This is a genomic window from uncultured Intestinibacter sp. (assembly GCF_902468165.1).
GTDB lineage: Bacteria > Bacillota > Clostridia > Peptostreptococcales > Peptostreptococcaceae > Intestinibacter.
On record NZ_CABQXJ010000014.1, the window covers coordinates 24,733 to 46,383 of the forward strand.

General features: G+C 30.0%; 21 protein-coding genes. 4 read left to right on the forward strand and 17 right to left on the reverse strand.

Features of this window, described 5'->3' with window-relative positions; genetic code table 11:
* Positions 1-136: 136 nt before the first annotated feature.
* The 7 genes from RDX53_RS04275 to RDX53_RS04305 form a co-directional block, all read right to left on the reverse strand.
* Entirely contained in the window at positions 137-790 is a 654-nt protein-coding gene (locus RDX53_RS04275; protein WP_195929722.1) for a DUF3786 domain-containing protein, read from the reverse strand.
* Between the two features lie 129 nt (positions 791-919).
* Positions 920-2,032, reverse strand: coding sequence for a DHHW family protein (locus RDX53_RS04280; protein WP_295734872.1), 1,113 nt, complete (start codon positions 2,030-2,032; stop codon positions 920-922).
* Positions 2,033-2,043: 11 nt separating this feature from the next.
* Positions 2,044-3,297: an MBOAT family O-acyltransferase gene (locus RDX53_RS04285; protein ID WP_307993762.1), complete on the reverse strand. Its 1,254-nt coding sequence runs from the start codon at positions 3,295-3,297 to the stop codon at positions 2,044-2,046.
* A gap of 210 nt (positions 3,298-3,507) precedes the next feature.
* Positions 3,508-4,008 carry a hypothetical protein gene (locus tag RDX53_RS04290; protein WP_195929719.1) on the reverse strand — a complete coding sequence of 167 codons (501 nt, stop codon included), beginning with the start codon at positions 4,006-4,008 and terminating at the stop codon, positions 3,508-3,510.
* A 97-nt stretch (positions 4,009-4,105) separates the two neighbouring features.
* Positions 4,106-5,047: a DUF362 domain-containing protein gene (locus RDX53_RS04295; protein WP_195929718.1), complete on the reverse strand. Its 942-nt coding sequence runs from the start codon at positions 5,045-5,047 to the stop codon at positions 4,106-4,108.
* Positions 5,048-5,225: 178 nt separating this feature from the next.
* Positions 5,226-5,639 carry a peptide deformylase gene (locus RDX53_RS04300; RefSeq protein ID WP_195929717.1) on the reverse strand — a complete coding sequence of 138 codons (414 nt, stop codon included), beginning with the start codon at positions 5,637-5,639 and terminating at the stop codon, positions 5,226-5,228.
* Positions 5,640-5,931: 292 nt separating this feature from the next.
* Positions 5,932-6,870 (reverse strand): EVE domain-containing protein, encoded by a 939-nt coding sequence (locus RDX53_RS04305; RefSeq protein WP_195929716.1) that lies wholly within the window; start codon positions 6,868-6,870, stop codon positions 5,932-5,934.
* 202 nt (positions 6,871-7,072) lie between these two features.
* Here RDX53_RS04305 and RDX53_RS04310 point away from each other — a divergent pair, with 202 nt between their 5' ends.
* Both RDX53_RS04310 and RDX53_RS04315 read left to right on the forward strand, forming a co-directional pair.
* Positions 7,073-8,098, forward strand: a complete 1,026-nt coding sequence (locus tag RDX53_RS04310) for an IS1595 family transposase (RefSeq protein WP_307993763.1) — start codon at positions 7,073-7,075, stop codon at positions 8,096-8,098.
* Between the two features lie 133 nt (positions 8,099-8,231).
* Positions 8,232-8,486 (forward strand): hypothetical protein, encoded by a 255-nt coding sequence (locus RDX53_RS04315; protein WP_195930808.1) that lies wholly within the window; start codon positions 8,232-8,234, stop codon positions 8,484-8,486.
* A 458-nt stretch (positions 8,487-8,944) separates the two neighbouring features.
* Here RDX53_RS04315 and RDX53_RS04320 read toward each other — a convergent pair whose 3' ends face one another.
* Positions 8,945-9,925, reverse strand: a complete 981-nt coding sequence (locus RDX53_RS04320; protein ID WP_307993764.1) for a Gfo/Idh/MocA family oxidoreductase — start codon at positions 9,923-9,925, stop codon at positions 8,945-8,947.
* 241 nt (positions 9,926-10,166) lie between these two features.
* Here RDX53_RS04320 and RDX53_RS04325 point away from each other — a divergent pair, with 241 nt between their 5' ends.
* Positions 10,167-10,601, forward strand: coding sequence for a MarR family winged helix-turn-helix transcriptional regulator (locus RDX53_RS04325; protein WP_195930807.1), 435 nt, complete (start codon positions 10,167-10,169; stop codon positions 10,599-10,601).
* A 145-nt stretch (positions 10,602-10,746) separates the two neighbouring features.
* The gene (locus tag RDX53_RS04330; RefSeq protein WP_195930806.1) at positions 10,747-12,135 is read left to right on the forward strand and encodes an MATE family efflux transporter; all 1,389 of its coding nucleotides are present in this window, start codon (positions 10,747-10,749) and stop codon (positions 12,133-12,135) included.
* A gap of 135 nt (positions 12,136-12,270) precedes the next feature.
* On the opposite strand, the gene RDX53_RS04335 is transcribed toward RDX53_RS04330, so the two are convergent.
* The 9 genes from RDX53_RS04335 to RDX53_RS04375 all read right to left on the reverse strand — a co-directional run bounded on the left by RDX53_RS04335 (position 12,271) and on the right by RDX53_RS04375 (position 21,189).
* Complete coding sequence (locus tag RDX53_RS04335) at positions 12,271-12,597, reverse strand: DUF3784 domain-containing protein (RefSeq protein ID WP_022071309.1); 327 nt, start codon at positions 12,595-12,597, stop codon at positions 12,271-12,273.
* A 262-nt stretch (positions 12,598-12,859) separates the two neighbouring features.
* On the reverse strand, positions 12,860-14,068 hold the full coding sequence (locus tag RDX53_RS04340) for a class I SAM-dependent methyltransferase (RefSeq protein ID WP_195930805.1): 1,209 nt from the start codon (positions 14,066-14,068) through the stop codon (positions 12,860-12,862).
* Between the two features lie 204 nt (positions 14,069-14,272).
* The gene (locus tag RDX53_RS04345; RefSeq protein WP_195930804.1) at positions 14,273-14,611 is read right to left on the reverse strand and encodes a hypothetical protein; all 339 of its coding nucleotides are present in this window, start codon (positions 14,609-14,611) and stop codon (positions 14,273-14,275) included.
* Positions 14,612-14,925: 314 nt separating this feature from the next.
* The gene (locus RDX53_RS04350) at positions 14,926-15,366 is read right to left on the reverse strand and encodes a hypothetical protein (protein ID WP_295677718.1); all 441 of its coding nucleotides are present in this window, start codon (positions 15,364-15,366) and stop codon (positions 14,926-14,928) included.
* Positions 15,367-15,431: 65 nt separating this feature from the next.
* On the reverse strand, positions 15,432-16,559 hold the full coding sequence (locus RDX53_RS04355) for a hypothetical protein (RefSeq protein ID WP_295761905.1): 1,128 nt from the start codon (positions 16,557-16,559) through the stop codon (positions 15,432-15,434).
* 419 nt (positions 16,560-16,978) lie between these two features.
* The gene (locus RDX53_RS04360; RefSeq protein WP_195929465.1) at positions 16,979-17,818 is read right to left on the reverse strand and encodes a prephenate dehydrogenase; all 840 of its coding nucleotides are present in this window, start codon (positions 17,816-17,818) and stop codon (positions 16,979-16,981) included.
* A 1-nt stretch (position 17,819) separates the two neighbouring features.
* The gene (aroF, locus tag RDX53_RS04365) at positions 17,820-18,833 is read right to left on the reverse strand and encodes a 3-deoxy-7-phosphoheptulonate synthase (RefSeq protein ID WP_307993765.1); all 1,014 of its coding nucleotides are present in this window, start codon (positions 18,831-18,833) and stop codon (positions 17,820-17,822) included.
* Between the two features lie 84 nt (positions 18,834-18,917).
* A complete protein-coding gene (aroF, locus tag RDX53_RS04370) occupies positions 18,918-19,955 on the reverse strand; it encodes a 3-deoxy-7-phosphoheptulonate synthase (protein WP_307993766.1) in 1,038 nt (345 codons plus the stop codon).
* Positions 19,956-20,052: 97 nt separating this feature from the next.
* The gene (locus RDX53_RS04375) at positions 20,053-21,189 is read right to left on the reverse strand and encodes a chorismate mutase (protein WP_307993767.1); all 1,137 of its coding nucleotides are present in this window, start codon (positions 21,187-21,189) and stop codon (positions 20,053-20,055) included.
* Positions 21,190-21,651 lie beyond the last annotated feature (462 nt).

Below are 21,651 nucleotides of genomic sequence, written 5' to 3' on the forward strand. Positions count from 1 at the left end.
ATGCTTTATTAATAAATATATCTTTTCCCTTAATTTATTGAATTTTTTACTTTTATCTGCTCCACTATACCATAAAGTCGACATTATTTTCCATATTTATTACAGTTTTGTAATATAATGTAATAAATTTGAAAATTTATTTCATCTCAAATCCATTTAAGTTATTGTCGAGCCCTGCTATTTGGACCAGTCTTTCAACCCCGACTGATGCAATTGTGACTATGCTTTCTTCGTGGATGAAATCTGTAGAACCTAAATCAAATAGCATACTTGCTCTAGCTTCAAATTCTTCGTCTTCATCCCAAAATAAAAACTGAATCGGCATACATTCAAATGCATTTATTTCATACCCCATGTCAGATGCTTTTATCCTTTTTGCTCCTATTTTTTCGCATGCGTATTGTAATTTATCCATATGACCTGCGAATGTTTCTGCAAAAGGTTTTAAGACAGTTCTTACGAATGCGGGCTTAAATTGAGATGTATTTTTTAATTTTTCAAACGTTACCCACTCGCCTTTTATTTTAGCCCCTGGTTTCACATAGTAAAACAAAAGATATATGTTGAATTTTTCTGAGATAGAGATTGGAAGATCATCTTCCATTGAAATAATTTCCCCAGTTTCAATATGTATACCGAACTTTCTGCCAAAGTGGTATATTGTAAGATAATCTCCCTCAAGTTTAAGCTCTGGCACAAGAACTCTAAGTCGGTCTTTGTCCATATTCACAAAGACTTCTTGCCATCTTAAGCATGCAGCTTCATAATTTGATGTTATTTCTCTTTTCATATATTCCCCCTATTTATTACTTATTATCTGCTATCTTTTATTTTATCTCTAAAGTAGATTTTTGTAAAACTTCTAACTTATATATGTTTTTATATAATTTTTTGTAAAATGCTTGCAGTTTGTTTATTTTTATCTAAAAAACTTGGCAATTATACTGCTATTATTCAAAATTGATGTATTATACATAAATAAAACATCGCTATTTTCTTTTATTTTTATATATTTTTCAAACTGCGTTGAATTTATATATCTCAAATCTATAAGATGTATTTTTGAATAATTTTTTATTAAAAGTGGCGATAAACTGCTCCCAAACGAATCCCTAAATATATAGAGCTCTTTGCCTGTTGTGTTTGATGGATTTTCGATAGTTAAAAGAGATTTCGCCCCACCTAAAAACACATCATATGAATCTACGTTTTTAAAGTCTTTGTCGTCGTATACTTTTACATATTTTTGTTTTTCATAATCATACACCTTGCAATTTTCTATTGTTTTGTCACTTAAGTATGTCAGCTTGTCTGGTTTTATATTAGACGCCGATTGACCGTAGTATGAACCGTAGAAATTCTCAAATACTTTTTTTCTATAAGCATCATTTCTTTTTTTATCATTATCCATGGATTTCAGTATTTTGTCTGCAACTTGTGTTAGGTTTTCTTGCTTCCAATGCAAGTCAGTCCTATAGTAATCTCCAATTTTTAAATCATTTGTAATATCTATATAATCCATATTATGAGTGTTGTTTTTCATTATATTTATAAGTTTTTCATAATCTAGGTGTAGATAACCATTTTTCTGTGCTACAAAGTAGTTCTTGTCAGGAACTATTGTGTAGTATATATTTGAATTTTTAAAATAAGTCTGGGCTATTTTGTTGTATAAATTAGCACTGTTGTAAATTGAGTTTTCGTTTAATTTATACTCCATTTTATAAATCCCGTTATCTACTATATAGATATCGTTGTTGTCTTTTTCGTGAAATATCTTTGTATTTACAAAAGTCTTTATCTTTCTGAAGTTTTCCCTAAGATAAAATTGATCTAGTAAGTATTCTTCCATCTCTTCAAAATAGTTTCCATTTAATAATTTTTCTATCTTAAATTCTGGAAGTTGTGCTAATTTACGTCTTTCTTCATAAGATATTTCTTTGTCTTTTGCAAAAATATTTACTATCATAAATAAAACTAAGAAAATACCAAAACTACAGCTTATAACTATGTTTTTTATTTTTGTGTTCATCTTAATCCCTCCTAGAACCTAAAATATAAAAACGGATTAAACGAACCGTCTATTAAATATGCTGTCACAACAACTAATAAAACTATGTTTAATATTGGATTTATTGTAGATATGACTTTTTGCCCTGTGACATTTTTGTTTATCTTTTGAATAATATTTTTCAAAATGGGCGTCGCACCTATCACACTTACTATTAAAAGTACTGTGTAGCTTTTTAGATAATAAGTAGAAAAATCGTTGTATAAATCTAATCCCCTAAAATTAAACATATTGTAAAGACTTGACCACAAATCTTTTATATTTTCATTATTAAAAATAACAAAACTTATTATGATAAAGAATTTTGCATATATATGTTGAATTAATGCTGGAAGTTTGTTCAAGATATTTTGTAAAAACAGATTTTCTATTATAAGAAGTAGAGCAAAATAAAGCCCCCACAAAATAAAGTTCCAGCTATCTCCATGCCAAAGCCCTGTCAAACTCCACACTATAAGTAAGTTAAAAATCCATCTTACCCTGCTCACTCTGTTTCCACCTAGAGGAATATATACATAATCTCTAAAAAAACTAGAAAGCGAAATATGCCATCTTCTCCAAAATTCTTTTATGCTCTTTGATATAAATGGATAGTTGAAGTTTTCTAAAAAGTCAAACCCAAACATCCTCCCAAGCCCGATTGCCATGTCGCTATATCCCGAAAAATCATAGTAAATCTGTAGAGAAAAGAAAATCGCCACCATCCAATAAGACAGCACGCTTTTTTCATTACTCTTAGTCATAATGTCGACTATCATGCCTAAGTTGTTTGCCAAGATGACCTTTTTAGCAAGACCAACCACAAATCGATTTACACCGTATGCAAATTTATCAAATGAATGTGTTCTGTTTTTTAGCTCATCTTCTATCGTAGTATATCTCACAATAGGCCCTGCGATAAGTTGTGGGAATAGACATACATAAGTCGCAAAATCTACAAAACTTCTACATACTTTGGCATCTTTTTTATACACATCCACAATATAACTAAGCCCTTGGAAAGTGTAAAAACTAATTCCAATCGGCAACACAAGTCTCAATAGTGTTATATTTGAATTTGAGATATAATTTATGTTTTTTATTATAAAATCCATATATTTAAATACAATTAAAATACCCAAACTCACTACTAAACCGCTTACTAAAAATAATTTTGAATATCCTTTTTCTCTAAATTTCTCTATTAAAATACCGTGAATATACGCACTAAACGCCGATATCAACATCAACACTGTGTATTTTGGCTCTCCATAAAAATAGAAAAATAAACTCGCCAATAATAAGATAATATTTTTATATTTGTCTTTAGATACAAAATATAAAATCAAAGTAATTGGCAAGAAATAATATAAAAAACTTACGCTCGAAAATAACACTTTTAACCTCCAAATTTATATAATAATAGCCTGAAAAATTTCTTCTCAGGCTATTTTTTTCTATTTTGAATTTGCTAAGTTTAAGAAAGCTTCTTTTATTGGAGTCGCTTCTTCTTTATCCGCCATTAAAAATAGTACTACATTTCCTACGTTTTCTACTACTACTTCTTCAGCTTCAACACATATCCATTTTCTTGGATTTGCATTTTCTTTTATTTGTTTTTTCACAGCTTCGACATCTGCATTATCGTCTAATCTAAGTAATACTAATTCATAAGCTATTGCATTCATGCTTGGCTCTGAACATATACCTTCTTTGAAGTCTATGTTGCTATCTCCTAAGTACATATCTGCATTTGATTTATCTAATGTAATATTTTCATATCCTTTTAGATAATCATTCATCTCTTTGTCGTCGAAATTAGCCGTTTCGTAGATTTTTTCTACGATTTTTGTTAAGTCCTCTGATAAAACTGAATCTGATTTAGTTTTATTTGAACTACACCCTACTAATGAAAGTAGCATTATTGTCGCCATAAAAATACTTATAAATTTTTTCATGCGCCTTCTCCTTATTTTTTAAATTATCTTCAATTTATCATAATAATATAAGGTACTCAAGTTACAAAAAGTTACAAGATTTTTTATATTTTTCAGCTTATTTTTTGTTCTCGTCGTGTAAGTCTTTTACATATTTTTGGTCTAAGATGCTCTTTTTGTCGCCATATGCACATTTGCTAAATAGCTGTTCTGCCTCTTTAACATCAAGCCCCTTTATAGTCATCTTTTGTGGCTCGGCCTCTCCAAGATTATCTTTATAAAGCATGTATAGATAATTTACGGCTTGTGGCAAAAATCCAAGCAATCTCGCACCGATACAGTCTGCTGCAACTGGGTCTGTGCCTGCGATTATAAGCCCTGGTGTGTCTACTGCCTTTCCGAAAATTGGCCCAGTTCCTATCATAGCCTTGTCCATACTTATTATAGATAAATCGATTGGAACTTGTTTTGCAAAACTGCGTATAAATCCATGCAAGTCTTCGTGGATTCCTGTGTTCTTTTTCGGAAATCCATGCACACTAGCAGGAGGATACCCAAGACAGATGTTTTTGATGCTCGCTGTGATTGTCGCCTCTTCGTGATATTTAAGTTGAGTAAATGAAATTATAACATCTGCATCTTCAATTACTTTGTTTAAAGGTGTCGATTTTAAAATCGGTCCGTCTAGCTCTATATCAAAGAAAGGACCGTAGTTCATATCTACAAACTTTACGTTTTCTTCTTCTATTATTTTGTCAAATCCCGCAGTTTGTAAGACCTTCATGCTATCAGTTCCTCCAGATCCAAATGCTATGTATATTTCTGATGGTTCTCTTTGTTTGACATATTGTATTAATTTTTTAAGAGTCTTTGGTCCTGATACAACCCCATCTTTCGGCTTTTTATCTTTTACTCCATTTGGTGTGATTATTACCTTGTCGCCCTTTTTTATAATTTTATCCACAGGCAACATATCAAGCGCCTTTTCAAGCGAATGCCCCTCTGTCATTCCTTTTGTAATTGCTATTATCGGTTCTTTTATTTTTCGATTATGTCTCATACTTTCACCTCTAGTTAGAGTTTTTGCAATTTTAGGTTTGTTATGCATTCACTTCTTTCATGGCGCCAACGAATCGGAGATTCCGTTGCTCAAAATTCACTGCGTTCATGGCGCCAACGAATCGGAGATTCCGTTGCTCAAAAAAGGAGTAGATATATTTTATACCTACTCCTTTTTGTTAGATTATTATACCCTCAAAGTGGTCCATTTCGTGTTGGATTATTTGGGCTACGAATCCGTTAAATACTTGTGTTTTTTCTTTGAAATTTGCATCTAGATATTTTACTTCTATTGTTTCGTATCTAGTTGTGGGTCTTGCTCCTTCTAAAGACAGACAGCTTTCTTCTGCTTTGTAAGGTTTTTCTTTTTTTAGTATAACAGGGTTTACCATAGGGACTATTATATTTCCTCCTACAGCAAAAACTAGTATTGTCTTTTTGAACCCTATCATATTTGCTGCAAGCCCTACACAACCGTCAAGATTTGCTTTTAGTGTATCGATTAAATCAGTTACTATTGATTTATCTTCTTTTGTTGCTGGCTCTGATTTTTGTTCTAGAAATAATACATCTTTTACTATTGGTCTTATCATTGCTATCCCCCTTGTATTTCCTATAAATTATAATTATTCGATTTCTGCTTTTTTAATTCCATATATATTCTAAATGTTTTTGCTCTTGATGTCACTATTTATCGAAAACTTCTACTTTTTTCTATTATACTATATTTTTATAGGTTGTTGGGTCAGAAGGGTTTAAAATATACTATTGTTTTTGGATGGATATAGTTTTTTGAAATAAAAAAAGTAGGAGTATTTTAAATGGTATACTCCTACTTTTTACTTGCATAATATAAAAGTTATATACTAAGAATAATTATATTAATTAATATTTATTTAATTTTATTTTATCTATTTTAACTTGTATTCCATCTATATTATATTCTAAGTAAGTATCATTATTATTTATAAGCTCTACATTTCCATAATGTACTTGCCTATGATGATTCGGACATAAACATATTAAATTCTCTACTGACAATTTAGAGTTTTTAGTATCTGAAACAGGTATTATATGATGTGTTTCAACATAATATTCACCATTGTTTTTCTTAAATGAATACGGATTCGCCCCTAATACTTCACACATTTGACACTTATACTGAATATGTTTTTTTATTTCCTTTGCTATACTTCCTCTTTCTATTGTTTTAACAAGTCTCTCTTTTTGTTCTATACTTGAATTTGCGTAAATTCTATTTAAAAGTTCAATACCTTTAACCGAATTTCCTAAGTTTTTAATACCAATAATTTTTTCATATGTATCTATACTCATATTATTGCTTTCATCAATTAATGCGAGTATATTATAAAATACATCTTCCTCTAATGGCATTGTAGCTCTTTGAAATCCATTAACTAAAAATTTATCATTTTCTAGTTCTACTTTATTTTTTTCATTAAATACTATAGGTGAATCTATTAAATTTTTAGTTACTTTTATTTTTACTCTCCATTTTTCTTTATCTGCATCATCTTTATTTGCATAAAATTCACTATCATTATCTTTTACTAATTCAGGCGTAGACATAACTTTTACTATGGCATAAACGCCTGAATTCATCTTTTCTTTAGAATCTAACTGCGATTTATTTCTAGAATCTTTCCCTACTCTTATTACCCCTATATCTCCTATTTTAAATCTGTCTTTATGATGTGTATTAATTGAGTAATAAATTTCACTGTCTGATTTTTTACTCTTTAAAAAATCATCTACATACCAATATTTAGGATTTGCAAAAAACGTCCATATCTTATTTTCCACTTTTATACCCCCTATTAATATAATTTCTCTATAATATATTATATTAAAATTTATATTATAATCATACTTTAAATTTTCACAGCATCTATGTTTTTAATATATAATTTTATTATTAGGCTATGTTTTAATTTAGTGTTGAAAATAGATATTTTTATATATTTAGGTTATAATATAGATATATTAATGTTTAGGAGGTTGTAGAATGCCAAGTATAAAGTCTATATTAACAGATATACAAACATTACCATTGAATCAAGTAGAAGAGTTACTATCTTATTTGGAAGAATTTCTTGTATCAAACTCTCAAGTAGAACAAATTTATGAAGATGTCAAAGAGTTTAGATTTTCTAAGGGAAAGGTATGTCCTCACTGTAGCTCTGAGTTAATATCAAAAAATGGTAAATATAATGGAAAACAAAGATATATCTGTAAAGATTGTAAAAGGACTTTTACTGATTTTACAAACTCTGCCGTATATAGAAGTAAAAAATCATTAGATAAGTGGCTTAAATATGCAAAATGTATGATTATGGGCTTATCAATAAGAAAATCTGCTAAAATTGTAGGCATAAATATAGCGACGAGTTTCTTTTGGAGACATAAAATTCTTGATTGCATAAGTTCCTTTTTAGGAACTGGTCATGTTGATGGCTTAATAGAGGCTGATGAAGTCTTTTTTGCCGAAAGTTTTAAAGGAACAAAAACTATTAATATGCCAAGAGAATCTCATAAAAGAGGTAAATCTATTAAAAAGAGAGGTATATCTAAAGAACAGATATGTATAGCCACAGCCTTAGATAGACAAGGTAATTTAATAATAGAACCATTATGCAAAGGTAGAATGACATATAAAGAGCTTGAAAATTTATATAAAGGTCATATCGGTGAGAATTCTATATTATGCACAGATAGCCACAAATCTTACATTAGATTTGCTACAGATTTCAATTTAAACCATAAACGTATAAAAACAGGTAAGCATAAAGAAGATATTTACCATATTCAACACATTAATAGTTTACACAGTAATTTAAAGAGATGGATGGGTAGATTTAATGGTGTGGCAAGTAAATATATTTCCAACTATATGCACTGGTTTAAATGGCTAAGAATATTTGAAAGTGACAAAGATTCTATTAAAACTAAGAATTTTATTGTGCAAAGCAATGTAGTATATGCTTACACTAGAGTAAAAGATTTCAAATTAAGAACACTACAATTCATATAAATAGTTATAAAGAAATCAGAAATATAGTATAATGAAAAATAATTACGCAATTTTTAATATAATGTGAAGAAGCAGTGCATTTAGAATCATACAGATGACAAATAGCATAAAAGCATAGGAGGGGGATGACATATTGAAAAAGTTTTTTTCAAGTGAAGGTAAATTTAATATTTTTTTTGTAGTGGGACTAATTCTTATAATCTCAGGTTTTTTTTACACAAAATATCCGATTAGTCTTATAGGGTTATTGATTGCATTTATACCTGAAACAAAAAATACAATTAATCATTATAAAGAAACTGGAAAAATAAGTTCTTATTTAGTCGTAGAGGTATTACTTTTTATCACTACTCTTTATATAATAATTTCTACTATGTTAGGTATTTAGACTTAAATTAATAATAGTATTGTTGGGAACATAAAATAGAGAAACAATATTAATAAAATACGAACTAAAAAGCAGAGGTAATTAATACCCCTGCTTTTTTATGATAAAATATAAAAATATCAACATTTATTTAAAACATACCCTATTATTAAAGTACATTCATATCCTTAAAGATGTAGATTTCTTTGAAACGCATTAAAGGAAATTATATTTATCCACAATGTAAAGATGATTATAATTTCCTTTGCACTAAAAAAATAAGTTAGTAAATTTTACTTTACTAACTTATTTGCCCATTTGGGAATGGTATTGTCATTCCAAATTAGATTTCCATCTTTAAAATATATTATTTCTTTAAATCTATCTGTATTATCATATATATTTACTTCATCACAGATTTATATATTGATGTTTTTCCACATCCGTTAACCCCTGCAAATATTGTATACGTTGGCATATTATCTCTCCTCAGGATAAACAAGTCCCCACTCTCTTCTTATCCCAGTCATTATCTCCATAACATCCTTCGTATACTCAAGGTGAGCGACTTCTCTATCGCCCATTACTGCGTTTTCCATGTCTTGCATTTCGTAAAACAGTGCGTCTTCGTGTTTGCCGACTTCTATCTCTTCTCTTGCGCCTGTTTCTGTATAAGTTATGACTGCTTTTTGTGCTCTTGGGTATTCCATAATTTCGATATACCCTTTGTCACAAGATATCATTCCTCGTTTTGGTTGTTTTGAGTGAAGTGTAAGTGATATTGTCGCCATCTGTTGCTCGTCGTTCATAAGAAGGATTCCCGCTTGTTCGTCTACTCCTGTTGGTGCGTATTTCACCTGGCTTAGCACTTGGTTTGGTTTTGATGACATAAACCATCTCACAAATGAAATAGCATAAACTCCTATATCGAGAAGTGCCCCACCTGCTAGGTTCATATTGAAGAATCTATTTTTCATATTGTACTCTTTGTAACTTCCGAAGTTCATCTGAATCATTCTGACTTCACCTAAATCGCCACGCTCTACTATTTCTTTTAACTTTTTATATAAAGGCATGTGGTAAATAGTCATTGCCTCTGCTAACACGACGTTGTTTTTCTCTGCAAGTTCGATCGCTTTGTTTAACTCGTCGCTATTTAATGTGATTGATTTCTCGCAAAGTATATGTTTGCCGTTAGAGATCGCCTCCATCATAAAGTCTATATGTGTGTTGTGCGGTGTTGTTATGTAGATTATGTCCACATTTTTATCAGAAAACATCTCGTGAAAATCGTCGTATACCTTTTTAACTCCGTATTTTTCTGCAAAATCCACTGCTTTGCTGTGTGTTCTATTGCCGACTGCATATATTGATTTGCCCGCTTTTTTCAAAGCATTTGCCATTTCATTTGCAACTACCCCTGTTCCTAATATTGCCCAATTAAATTCCCTTTTGTTCATAATTTCCTCCAAATATTATTTATTGTCTATGTTGTAAGTTTATCACTATATATTTATTTTACCAATATTTTTTGGTGATTTATATTCTTGGTTTAAGTTGTATATTAATATCTATATCAATATACTTATTTATTGAGATACTTATTTATTGACATTTTTGAATTATCCTTGTAATATTGTTTTGTACAAAACAATTATAGATAAATAGTTTTGTACAAAACATTTTTTCTAGGAGGCAAATATGAAATCACAATTTCCAATAGGACTACATATAAATAAGCTTAGTCGTATAATATCGAGAAAGGTGGACGCTGCTGTTTTAAACGTGATTGATGACAATATCACAGTATCTCAGGCATATGTAATAGATTTTATAACTGACAATAAAGACAAAGACATATTCCAAAAGGACTTGGAGCTTGAGTTTGATTTAAAGCGTTCTTCGGTAAGTCTTATGCTTAATAATATGGAAAAACACGATCTTATAAAGAGGGTGCCAGTAGCTGGTGATGCCCGTTTGAAAAAACTTGTTTTAACAGAAAAGGCTGTTGAAATATCAAGGAAAATCTCATCTGCTATAGATTCTGTTGAAGGTAAATTATTAGAAAATATGGAGCAAGACGAGATAAACAGTCTTTTAAATATGTTGGGTAAAATTAGATCAAATATTGAATAGCACTGTTATTTTAAATTAAAGATTATCAATATAAGTCTATATATATAAATTGATTTATATTGATATAAATCTATCTATATTGATATAAACCTTATATAAATCAATGAAAATAACTATATTAAAATTTGGAAAGGAAGGCACATATATGTCAAAGGTTAAAGATTTTACACAGGGAAAAATTTTCTCACCTCTAGTAACATTCATCATCCCTATATTAGCGGCATTATTTTTGCAGACTATGTATGGTGCGGTGGATTTACTTGTAGTTGGTAGATTTGGTCATGCGGCGGATGTTTCTGCTGTTTCGACTGGGAGTCAATTTATGCAAGTTATAACTCTTACAGTTACAGGGCTTGCAATGGGAATAACTATATTAATAGGTCAAAAACTAGGTCAAGGAAAGAAAAAGGACGCTGGTGATGTTGTCGGCAGCGGTATCTCAATATTTGCAGTAATAGCAATCATCTTAACTATTGTTTTCGTTACATTTGCGCCAGGCGTTGCGTCATTTATGAATGCACCAAAAGAGGCATTTGATAGCACTTCAACTTATATCAGAATTTGTTGTGCTGGGTCTATTTTTATAGTTGCATACAACGTAATCGGCGGTATTTTTAGAGGGCTTGGAGATGCAAAAACTCCACTTATGACTGTTTTAATAGCATGTATTGTAAATATTGTAGGCGATTTAGTATTTGTCGGTTATTTTAATATGGCATCTACTGGGGCTGCGTTTGCAACTGTTCTTGCACAAGCTGTCAGCGTTATTTTATCGCTAGTAATAATCGCAAAAAGAGGATTGCCTTTTGAGTTTTCGCTAAAAAGCATAAAATTCCACAAAGGGCTAACTTCACAAATAATAAAATTCGGTGCACCGATAGCTCTACAAGAACTACTTGTTCAAATATCATTCTTAGTAATCGTAATGATTGGTAATTCTATGGGTGTTGTTCCATCAGCTGGTATGGGTGTTGCCCAAAAACTAGCGGCGTTTATAATGCTTGTTCCATCGTCATTCTCACAAGGTGTTTCGGCATTTGTGGCACAAAACTACGGAGCACAAAAATACGACAGAGCAAAAAAAGCACTTATTTATGCAATTGGAACTTCATTATGCTGTGGTGTTTGCATGTTCTTCTTGGCATTTTTCAAAGGAGATATGCTTTCTTCGATATTCTCTACTGATCATGAAGTTATTCTTGCTGCTTGGGATTATCTAAAATCATATGCAATAGACTGCTTCTTTACTGCATTTTTATTCTGCATGATTGGTTTCTTAAATGGATGTGGAAAAACAACAATCGTAATGATTCAAGGTATAGTCGGTGCGTTCTTCGTGAGAATACCTGTTGCTTATGTTATGAGTAAAATTGAACCAGTTTCTTTATTTAGAGTTGGTCTTGCAACTCCATCATCTACAATTGTTCAAATCGTAATATGTGGTGTTTATTTATTCTTCTTGTCGAGAACATTATTTAAAAAAGAAGAAACAAATGATGCCCCTAACCATGAATTATGTGATGCAGAAGCATAAGAAAATTATAATAAAATCTGTATGATAATAAAAAAAATAAGCATGTCTTAGTAATGTCAACAGATACTAAGGCATGCTTGTTTAATTTGTTGTAAGTGATTCGCAATATATTAATATTGTTTAATACTAATAAAATTAATTATTAGTATTAATTTTATACTTATCAAATCTAAAAGTAACAGTAAATTTCACAAAGTATACAATCCAAATAACAATCGATATCCATAAAACTAATTTAGATATTAGAACATAGCCAATTGCTCCTACTAAAAGTATTAAAGCTAATTTTAACATTATTATTCCATAATCTTTACTTAGTTTAAATTCATCATATAATTCTCTTTCATTTTTTGATATGAAATAATATCCAGTGATTAATATGGATGCTTTATCTTTAAGAAGAAAAAACATACATGATACGAATAATAATGCACATGACATAAATAATGAAATTTTCAACATACTAATTCCCCCCTTCATTTCATTCGTAATATATAACAATTGCGAACTTAATTATATTATATATTATTAATCACTAAGTTAGCTATCAGAATCTATTTTCAATCCATTTTAATTATATATTGACAGTTTCACAGGCTTATGTAATAGACTTTATATTAACTTCGCAAAATGCGTATAATATTGCAATCATCTAAAATCTAAAATAAATCAAATATATTAAAAACTCCCACATCGAAATTTAAATCAACATGGGAGTTTTTATCTATTTTACAAGTTTTTCTCTCTCTTCTATACTATGATATTCTGTAACCTTATGACCAATTCTTCCGATAAAGTTAGACATTGCTCTGATTTCATTTATAGCTTTATCTTTTTCTATTCCTTCTGTTACTAATTCTCTACGGCCAACATTACTGTATTTGTAAGTTACATATTTATCTCCAACTTTCCAAACTTCTCTTCTCTCACTACCTACTCCAGTTTTATAGTCTATTTGTGTACCATATACTAATTCTTTTTCGCCAAGTGCTTTAAATTGTAGTTCTATTGCAAATTCGTCTTCTATGTCTTTTTGTTTATTTAAAATTGGAAGTTTATTATATATTTCAATAGCATCATAAAATCCTATTTCATCTCTTTCAGTTTTATCAAATACTATAAGTGGCATTTGTTCAACATCATTAAGTTCGTTAAATTGGATTTTACACATAGCATCTGTATCTGCATATAATCCTGATGCATGCATAGATTTTATAAAGTTTAATATCTCTTCAAGACCATCTAATCTCTCGAATGTTATAAGTTTTGCATCATGTGTCATTACCTTTTCTACGCTTTTGAAGAATTTAAGTACACTATTTGCAACAACTATTGAATTTTCAACCTCATCTATGCTCCAAAAGCTTTTTAATTTAGGTAAATTAGTAATTTCAAGCATTGATCTATTAGATATAACTAAATCAAATTTTTCTTCTTTAAAGAATTTGTCCACTTTTTTTGCATCAACTGCTTCAAACTTTACATTCTCAACCCCTAGTTTTTGAGCTATTTCCTCTGCACATTTAATTCCCTTTTTACACTTATCCACACCAATTATTTCTGAATTTGGATAAAGATTTGCAATAAAACAAGTAGTTATACCATTGTCACATCCTAAATCAAGTATTTTCTTTCCATCTAGGTTTTTATCATATGAATTTTTAAAATCTATAAACCATGCAAAAAATTGTCTATATAAATCATAGTAATATCCGGCAAAATCCATAGTTGTTTCTAAATCTTTATTTTTTACCGTGTATATTTTTCCGTTTCCTTTATCTTTTCTAAGAGCTACTGCCAAATCCAAATCTTGTGTTAAATTCACCTTATGCTTTTCATCTATTTTCTTGAAAAATTCATCTCTATCATTTTCCTCTAGTATTCCTAATTTTTCAAAAAACTCCCCTATCACATTGTTGTTTAATTGTTCCATAATGCTAAATTTCTCCTTTAATATTCCCTTTTCCCATTTTATCTCTTATCAATAACTACTCTATACAACCCCATAAAAATTATTTTTAGTATATCGTAATTATGCCTATTTATATTATAACGTTTTTTATATTCATTTGTATTTTATTCCAACATATAGTTTTTTAATATAAAAAGACCAGGTATTGCTACCTAGCCTTTCGTTTTATAGTTCATTATTAAAGAATATTTTTACTTCGCTGTCTTTGAAGTCAATTCTGTAATAGTCGTATTCGTCATCTTCATCATAATACTCAGTAAACATGTCAAATGCTTCTGTTGCATGTACTAATTTTTCAATAGAATCTACTTTGAATTTTTCCATGTTCACATTTGTGTTGAAATATATACCAGTTATCCCCTTGTTTGTGTCCATCTTTAGCGAACTCGCATCATTTAAATATATATCGAATGCATTTGTTGTGATATATATACATTCTAGATCCTTTTGAGTTATTCTTTCTAACTCTGCTAATATTTCTTCTGGTTTTATTATTTCTATCATGTTATACCCCTCCCATTTTGGTCTTTAATTGTAGTATACCACAATATTCCAGTATCGAAACATTATTTAAATATTAATAGGATTTTGAGTAATTCATCAAAACTCATAAATAACACCCCTTTTCTTATTTAAATTATAGCATTGTTGGGGGTGTGTTTGATAATGAATATCATTTTAAAATAAATCAGCTAGCGTACATTAAAATTAATAATGTAGCGCACATTAAAATTAAAATAAATTGAATAGAATGCATAAAAAATAAATTAAGCAGCGCACAAGCACTGCTTAATCAAACTATATATCTAAAATTTAAATCATTTGTTATTTATAATCGAATTAGCTCCTATAAATGCGGCTACAGTCATTGCTATTGTTGCGATAACTGCTAAATATGCGCCCATTCCATGTGATGCTATTCCGTATGAATCCTGAACAACACTAGCTATAGACATAAAATCGACTATAGTTAAAAGCGCTGCTATTGCTGATAAAATAAAACCAATTCCTCCCCTTCTTGCAATATACGCTCCCATTGCAATCAAAATAAGTATTAATAAGACGATGCCGTTACCAGTTTGTATATATGACACGCTTTGAGAAAATCCAAAAGCCTGTGCTTTTGCATATGGTAAAAACAACGAGATAATTCCTACAACTCCCGCGATTATTGCGATAGTATTTTTTTGCATTTGTGTTCCAAGTAAAATATTTTTTAATCCTTTATCTGTGTTTTGTGGCACTTGGTTATTATTCATATATTTTACCCCCATTTTTATTTTTTGATAAAATTGGTTTTAACAATAAGCTGCTCAAATTTATATTACTCACTTTGTTTTAATGCGCCTACTTCGGGGCCGATACTTGTTAAGTCGATATTATTTATGCTGCAAAAATATTTTAGAAGGTCATCTGCAGATTTTTCGTACTTTGTACCCTTTTTCATGTCTGCAATATCTCTCAAAACTTGTACTGCCATTTGGTCTGTCATATATCTAAACAAGCCAGTTCCCCATCTTGTGTTTTCCTTTTTTCCGCTGTTGCTGTAATAATTCCAAAAGAGCATTTTTTTCGCTTCACCTTCTGAAAGTTTTATTCTATATCTCGATTTTGGAGCAGACATAACGTATCCTTCTTCGTTATTTTCAGGGTCACCCGCAAACACCTCATCAATCAAAAACACCGCAAATATATATCGCTTGTCTTCTGCCATGTCTGGATTTACAGTTGTTAAGATTGCAAGGTGATTTTCCTTCGCTCCGACTATTCTTCTTGGAACTGACTCACTTTTTTCATCGAGGGTAGCGCCTGCATATGCAGTCCAATTCTTCAACAAATCACTTTCATAGCAAATACCCTCATTTTCATAAATTTGCTCCAACTCATCTCTATCAATCATATTGTCGTAATAATGTCGACATGCGCAGTCTTGGAATTTGCACCATTCGCCCCTGCCCCTATCGATATTTTGAGCAATCGTTCTGTTACTACATATCCCACTAAATCCAACTTGTTCGCTGGACTTACCACCATCACAATAATTGCACTTAAATGCTATATTATGCCCTTTATAACTCTTGTTATGTTTGCCCTTTTCCTTTGTAGAAGTTATTTTCTTACCTTCCTTTTTCGCTCTCTTTCCTACTTTTGTCTTTCTAATTATCGGCTCATCCCTAATAAGATTTTTCTGTTCTTTTTCAATCTCTCTTTGTCTGATGATTGCCTCTTTTCTATCTATATCTTCCTTTTTTTGTACCAAATCAGCCACATAAGCCTTGAATTTTTCGTCCTTCGCTCTAATAATGTTTTTAAAAATATCTGGGAATTGGAATTCTTTTTGGTCACCAGAGAAATCAACGATAATATATGACTCTCTCTCTCTGATTTTATGATCACAAATTTTCCCCTCCCCAAGAGATTTGTGCTCAACAACTTGACCTATAACATTCATTTTATCTTCCCCCTTTTTATAAATAATCTATCTTTTTTAATTAAATTAGACTATATTTATGCTCGAACTAAAACTGCCCATACTATAATTATACATTAAAATTGTTCGAAAAATAATCAAATAAATTTGAAAATTTTTGAACCTGGCTTTGCTTATATTACTCCCACCTGTAAAATAAAAAAATTCACTTCGTTCATTGCGCTAACGAATCAAAGATTCCGTTGCTTAAAATTCACTTCGTTCATGGCGCCAACGACTGCGTCCGTTGCTTAAAATTCACTTCGCTCATGGCGCCAACGACTGCGTCCGTTGCTTTAGTTAATAGGTTGGAAATTATACATTATCCACAAACCAGATAATATATAATTTCCTTAGAATTAAAAAAGCCCAGGATAAATTTAAATATCTCTGGGCTTTTTCTATTTATTTAAACGTCTTCTTCTTTTTGTAGCTCTTTTTAATCGTTTATTTAGCGCTATTTTGTCGCCCTTTACCAAATCACTTCTAAATCTAGACATTTCTGCCATAAAGTCATCAATTACTTCTAGTAAATTTTCTTTGTTTCCTAAAAATAACTCAGTCCATAAATCTTCATTTATGTCTGCAACTCTTGTCGCATCTCTATAGCTTCCTCCCATATAGATTTCTGTATTTCTAGCTTCCACATCACTATTTATCAATGATACTGCCATAACATGCGGCAGATGTGAAGTAAATGCGATAATCTGGTCGTGAAAATCTGAGCTAATTCTTATAATTCTTTTAAAACCAAGCTTATATATTATAGATTGTAAAAAGAGGACATTGTCATCATCATTTCTCTCTGTATCTACTAATAGATAATTGGCACCTTTATAACATTGGGCGCTTGCATGGTCAATTCCCTTATTTTCACGCCCTGCCATAGGATGACCAAAAATAAAATCTATATTATCTGGTATAATATCATCTAATTCTTTAATTAAGGTTCCTTTAATCCCTGCAACATCTGTAACTATAGCGCCATCTTTAAAATTATTTTTATTCTCTAGGATAAAATTTTTTATTATTTTCGGATAAATGCATATAATCACTAAGTCAGATATTTTTAGAAACTCTCTTGCATTATCTGAACCATCTTTTATAATTCCCATATCTTTTGCTTTTTCTATTGATTCTTTATTTAAATCTATAGCATATACATCGTCAAAACCAGCTTCTTTAAATGCCATGGCAAAGGAGCCACCAATAACTCCTAAACCGACAATTGTGATTTTCATACTATATTGTTACACCTTCTAATTCAGTGTATACTTGCAATTGCTTCATTATTTTATCAAATGTATCTGGTTTTATTGATTGTTTTCCATCACATAGTGCTTTTGCTGGATTGTTATGTACTTCTATCATAAGTCCATCTGCACCAACTGCTATAGCCGCTTTTGCAAGTGGCTCAACTAAGTCACGTTTACCAGTTGCATGAGATGGATCTATTATTATTGGCAGATGTGATTTTTGTTTTATAACTGGTACTGCGCTTAGGTCTAATGTATTTCTTGTCGCTGTTTCAAATGTTCTTATTCCTCTTTCACAAAGAATTACATTTTCATTTCCTTCAGCCATTATATACTCTGCACTCATCAGCCATTCTTCTATTGTAGAACTCATTCCTCTTTTTAATAATACTGGTGTTTTAGTCTTACCAACTTCTTTTAATAAATCAAAGTTTTGCATATTTCTTGCACCGATTTGTATTACATCTACATCTTCTACAAATTTATCTAAGTACGCTGTAGACATTAATTCTGTTACTATTGGAAGATTAGTTTCTTGTTTTGCTATTTTTAATAATTCTAATCCTTCTAGTTCTAAACCTTGGAAACTATATGGTGATGTTCTCGGTTTAAAAGCTCCTCCTCTTAAGAAGTTTGCCCCTGATTTTTTTACTGCTTTTGCTATTTCTACGATTTGTTCTTCACTTTCTACAGAACAAGGTCCAGCCATTATTCCAAGATGTCCTCCACCTACTTTTGTTCCGTTCACATCTACTATTGTAGGTTCTGGATGGAATAATTTATTAGCTTTTTTATATGGTTCTTGTACTTTTAATATTTTTTCTACACATTTAAATGTCAATAATTCATCTGGATCTATATATGATGTATCCCCCACTAAGCCCAATACAGATGTTGCAATACCTTCTATTTTATCGACTGCTGCTCCTCTGCTTTCTACTGCTTCAACAACTTCATTTAATTCTTCTTGTGTGAATCCTGGTTTCATTACTATTATCATATCTATTCTCCTCCCACATCCACTTTGAATGCTTTATATTATTTTAAACATTTAATTATTTACCCCTTAAAACTTCTATTATTTTTATAGTATTATTGTATCTCCTAATACTATCTCTTTACCTTCTACTTCTGCATATTTTTTTACAGTTTGCATTATTTTATCAAATGCGTCTGGTTTTATTGATTGTTTTCCATCACATAATGCTTTTTCTGGATTGTTGTGTACTTCTATCATAAGTCCATCTGCACCAACTGCCATAGCAGCTTTTGCAAGTGGTTCTACTAAGTCACGTTTCCCAGTTGCATGAGATGGGTCTATTATTATTGGCAGATGTGATTTTTGTTTTATAACTGGTACTGCACTTAGGTCTAATGTGTTTCTTGTCGCTGTTTCAAATGTTCTTATTCCTCTTTCACAAAGAATTACATTTTCATTTCCTTCAGCCATTATATACTCTGCACTCATCAGCCATTCTTCTATTGTAGAACTCATTCCTCTTTTTAATAATACTGGTGTTTTAGTCTTACCAACTTCTTTTAATAAATCAAAGTTTTGCATATTTCTTGCACCGATTTGTATTACATCTACATCTTCTACAAATTTATCTAAGTACGCTGTAGACATTAATTCTGTTACTATTGGAAGATTAGTTTCTTGTTTTGCTATTTTTAATAATTCTAATCCTTCTAGTTCTAAACCTTGGAAACTATATGGTGATGTTCTCGGTTTAAAAGCTCCTCCTCTTAAGAAGTTTGCCCCTGATTTTTTTACTGCTTTTGCTACTTCTATTATTTGCTCTTCACTTTCTACTGAGCAAGGACCTGCCATTATTCCTACAAAATTTTCACCGACTTTACTTCCATTTACATCGACAATAGTGTCTGCTGGGTGGAATAATCTATTAGCTTTTTTGTATGGTTCGCTTACATTCATAACTTTTTCTATATATGAGAAAGCTAATATTTCATCTGGATCTACTAATGTAGTATCGCCTATAACTCCTATAACACACATTTGTTTCCCATGAGATATAGATACTCTTAATCCTCTTACTTTTAAGAAGTTTAATATCTCATTTAATTGGTCTTGTGTATATCCTATTTTTAATACAACTATCATAACTTTATCCTCCACAATAAATTTTATATTTTTAATGGCATATTTATCTCTTTATTTTAAATGATTATTTTTATATATATGTGTATTAATTTAAAATTTATTTACACTTAATATCTCTATAACAACCTAAAAGTTTAAAATATTTAGAGTTTCTTGCAATTACATTTACCGCTTGTTTTATATTTTCATCAAATAGATTTCCATCAAAATCTACAAAGAATATATAGTTCCAAGGGTTATTTCTATTTGGTCTAGATTCAATTTTTGACATATTTAAACCAAATTCTTTAATATCTCTTATTAAATTATATAATCCTCCACTAGTATCTTCAACTGAGAATAATATACTTACTTTATCACAGGTTTCATCACACTCTAAATCTCTACCTATAACAATGAATCTTGTATAATTGTTTTTTAAATCATTTACATCTTTTTTAATTATTTTTAAATCATATAATTTTGCAGCTCTTTCAGATGCTATCGCTGCCTTACTCTTATCTTTTAAATCAGATACTAATTTTGCTGATATTGCTGTATTAGAATAAGGAATTAAATTATAATTTTTATGCTTATCGAAAAATTTTGTACTTTGTTCAAATCCTTGTGGATGAGAGTAAACTTCTTTTATATCATCTACTGTAGCACCTTTTATTCCAACTAGATTTTGACTTATTTTTATACATTCTTCTCCAACAATATATAAATTATATTCCTTTAATAGATCTTCTACAGTTCCAATTCCACCAGTTGATGAATTTTCTACTGGCAGTATTCCATATTCTATTTCCCCACTTTCAACGGCTTTAAACACTTCTTCAAATTTTTCATATGATTTAGCTTCTTTTATATTTTTAAAATATTTTAGCATAGCTTCATTTCCAAATGAGCCTGCTACACCTTGATATCCTACTACTAAATTTTCCCTATCATTTTTATAAGGTTTAGTATATATTTTATTTTCTGGATATATTTCTTTTTGTTGTACTAATCTACTCAAATACATCAGGTTATCATAAAAACTTTCTACTAATTCTTCATACTCCTTATTTTCTAAATATCCCTTGTTTTTTTCTATAACCATTTTCTCTCTATCCGGATGAAAAATTTGCATGTTATTTTCCATTTTATATTTAGAAATAGCTTTTGCAACGTTCATTCTCTTTTCTAATAATTGTGTTATTTCTCTATCTATTTTATCGATCTCTACTCTATAGTCTTCTAGTAACTCCATCCTATCACCCTTCCTATATCTAAATGCATCATTTACTATGTGTTATTAAAAAAAGAGAACTCCTAAGAGTCCTCTTTTATAAAATAAGTATTATTTACCAATTCCATATTTTAAGATTTAACCTTTAAATTAAGATTAATATGAACTCATTAGAAAAGATTTATTTTTTATATTTTTACAGTAAAAGTGTCCAGCGCTAAAATAAAAGCCCCAGAACATAAAGTAAAAAAAGTTATATAATTTTGCAAAGTCTTTTCTAATTACTTTCATCATTTTTTCCTCCATTTAAAGTATTTTTATAAATGAAACTATCTATTTATTGTTATTTGATTAAATATATAGTTTCAAAAATTTATATTTATAAGCTAAATACTTTTTATTATTAGCTTATACCTTAATTTTATTATATTAAAAAAAGTTGTCAACTTAAAAATTAATTTTATATATATAAAATACATATTT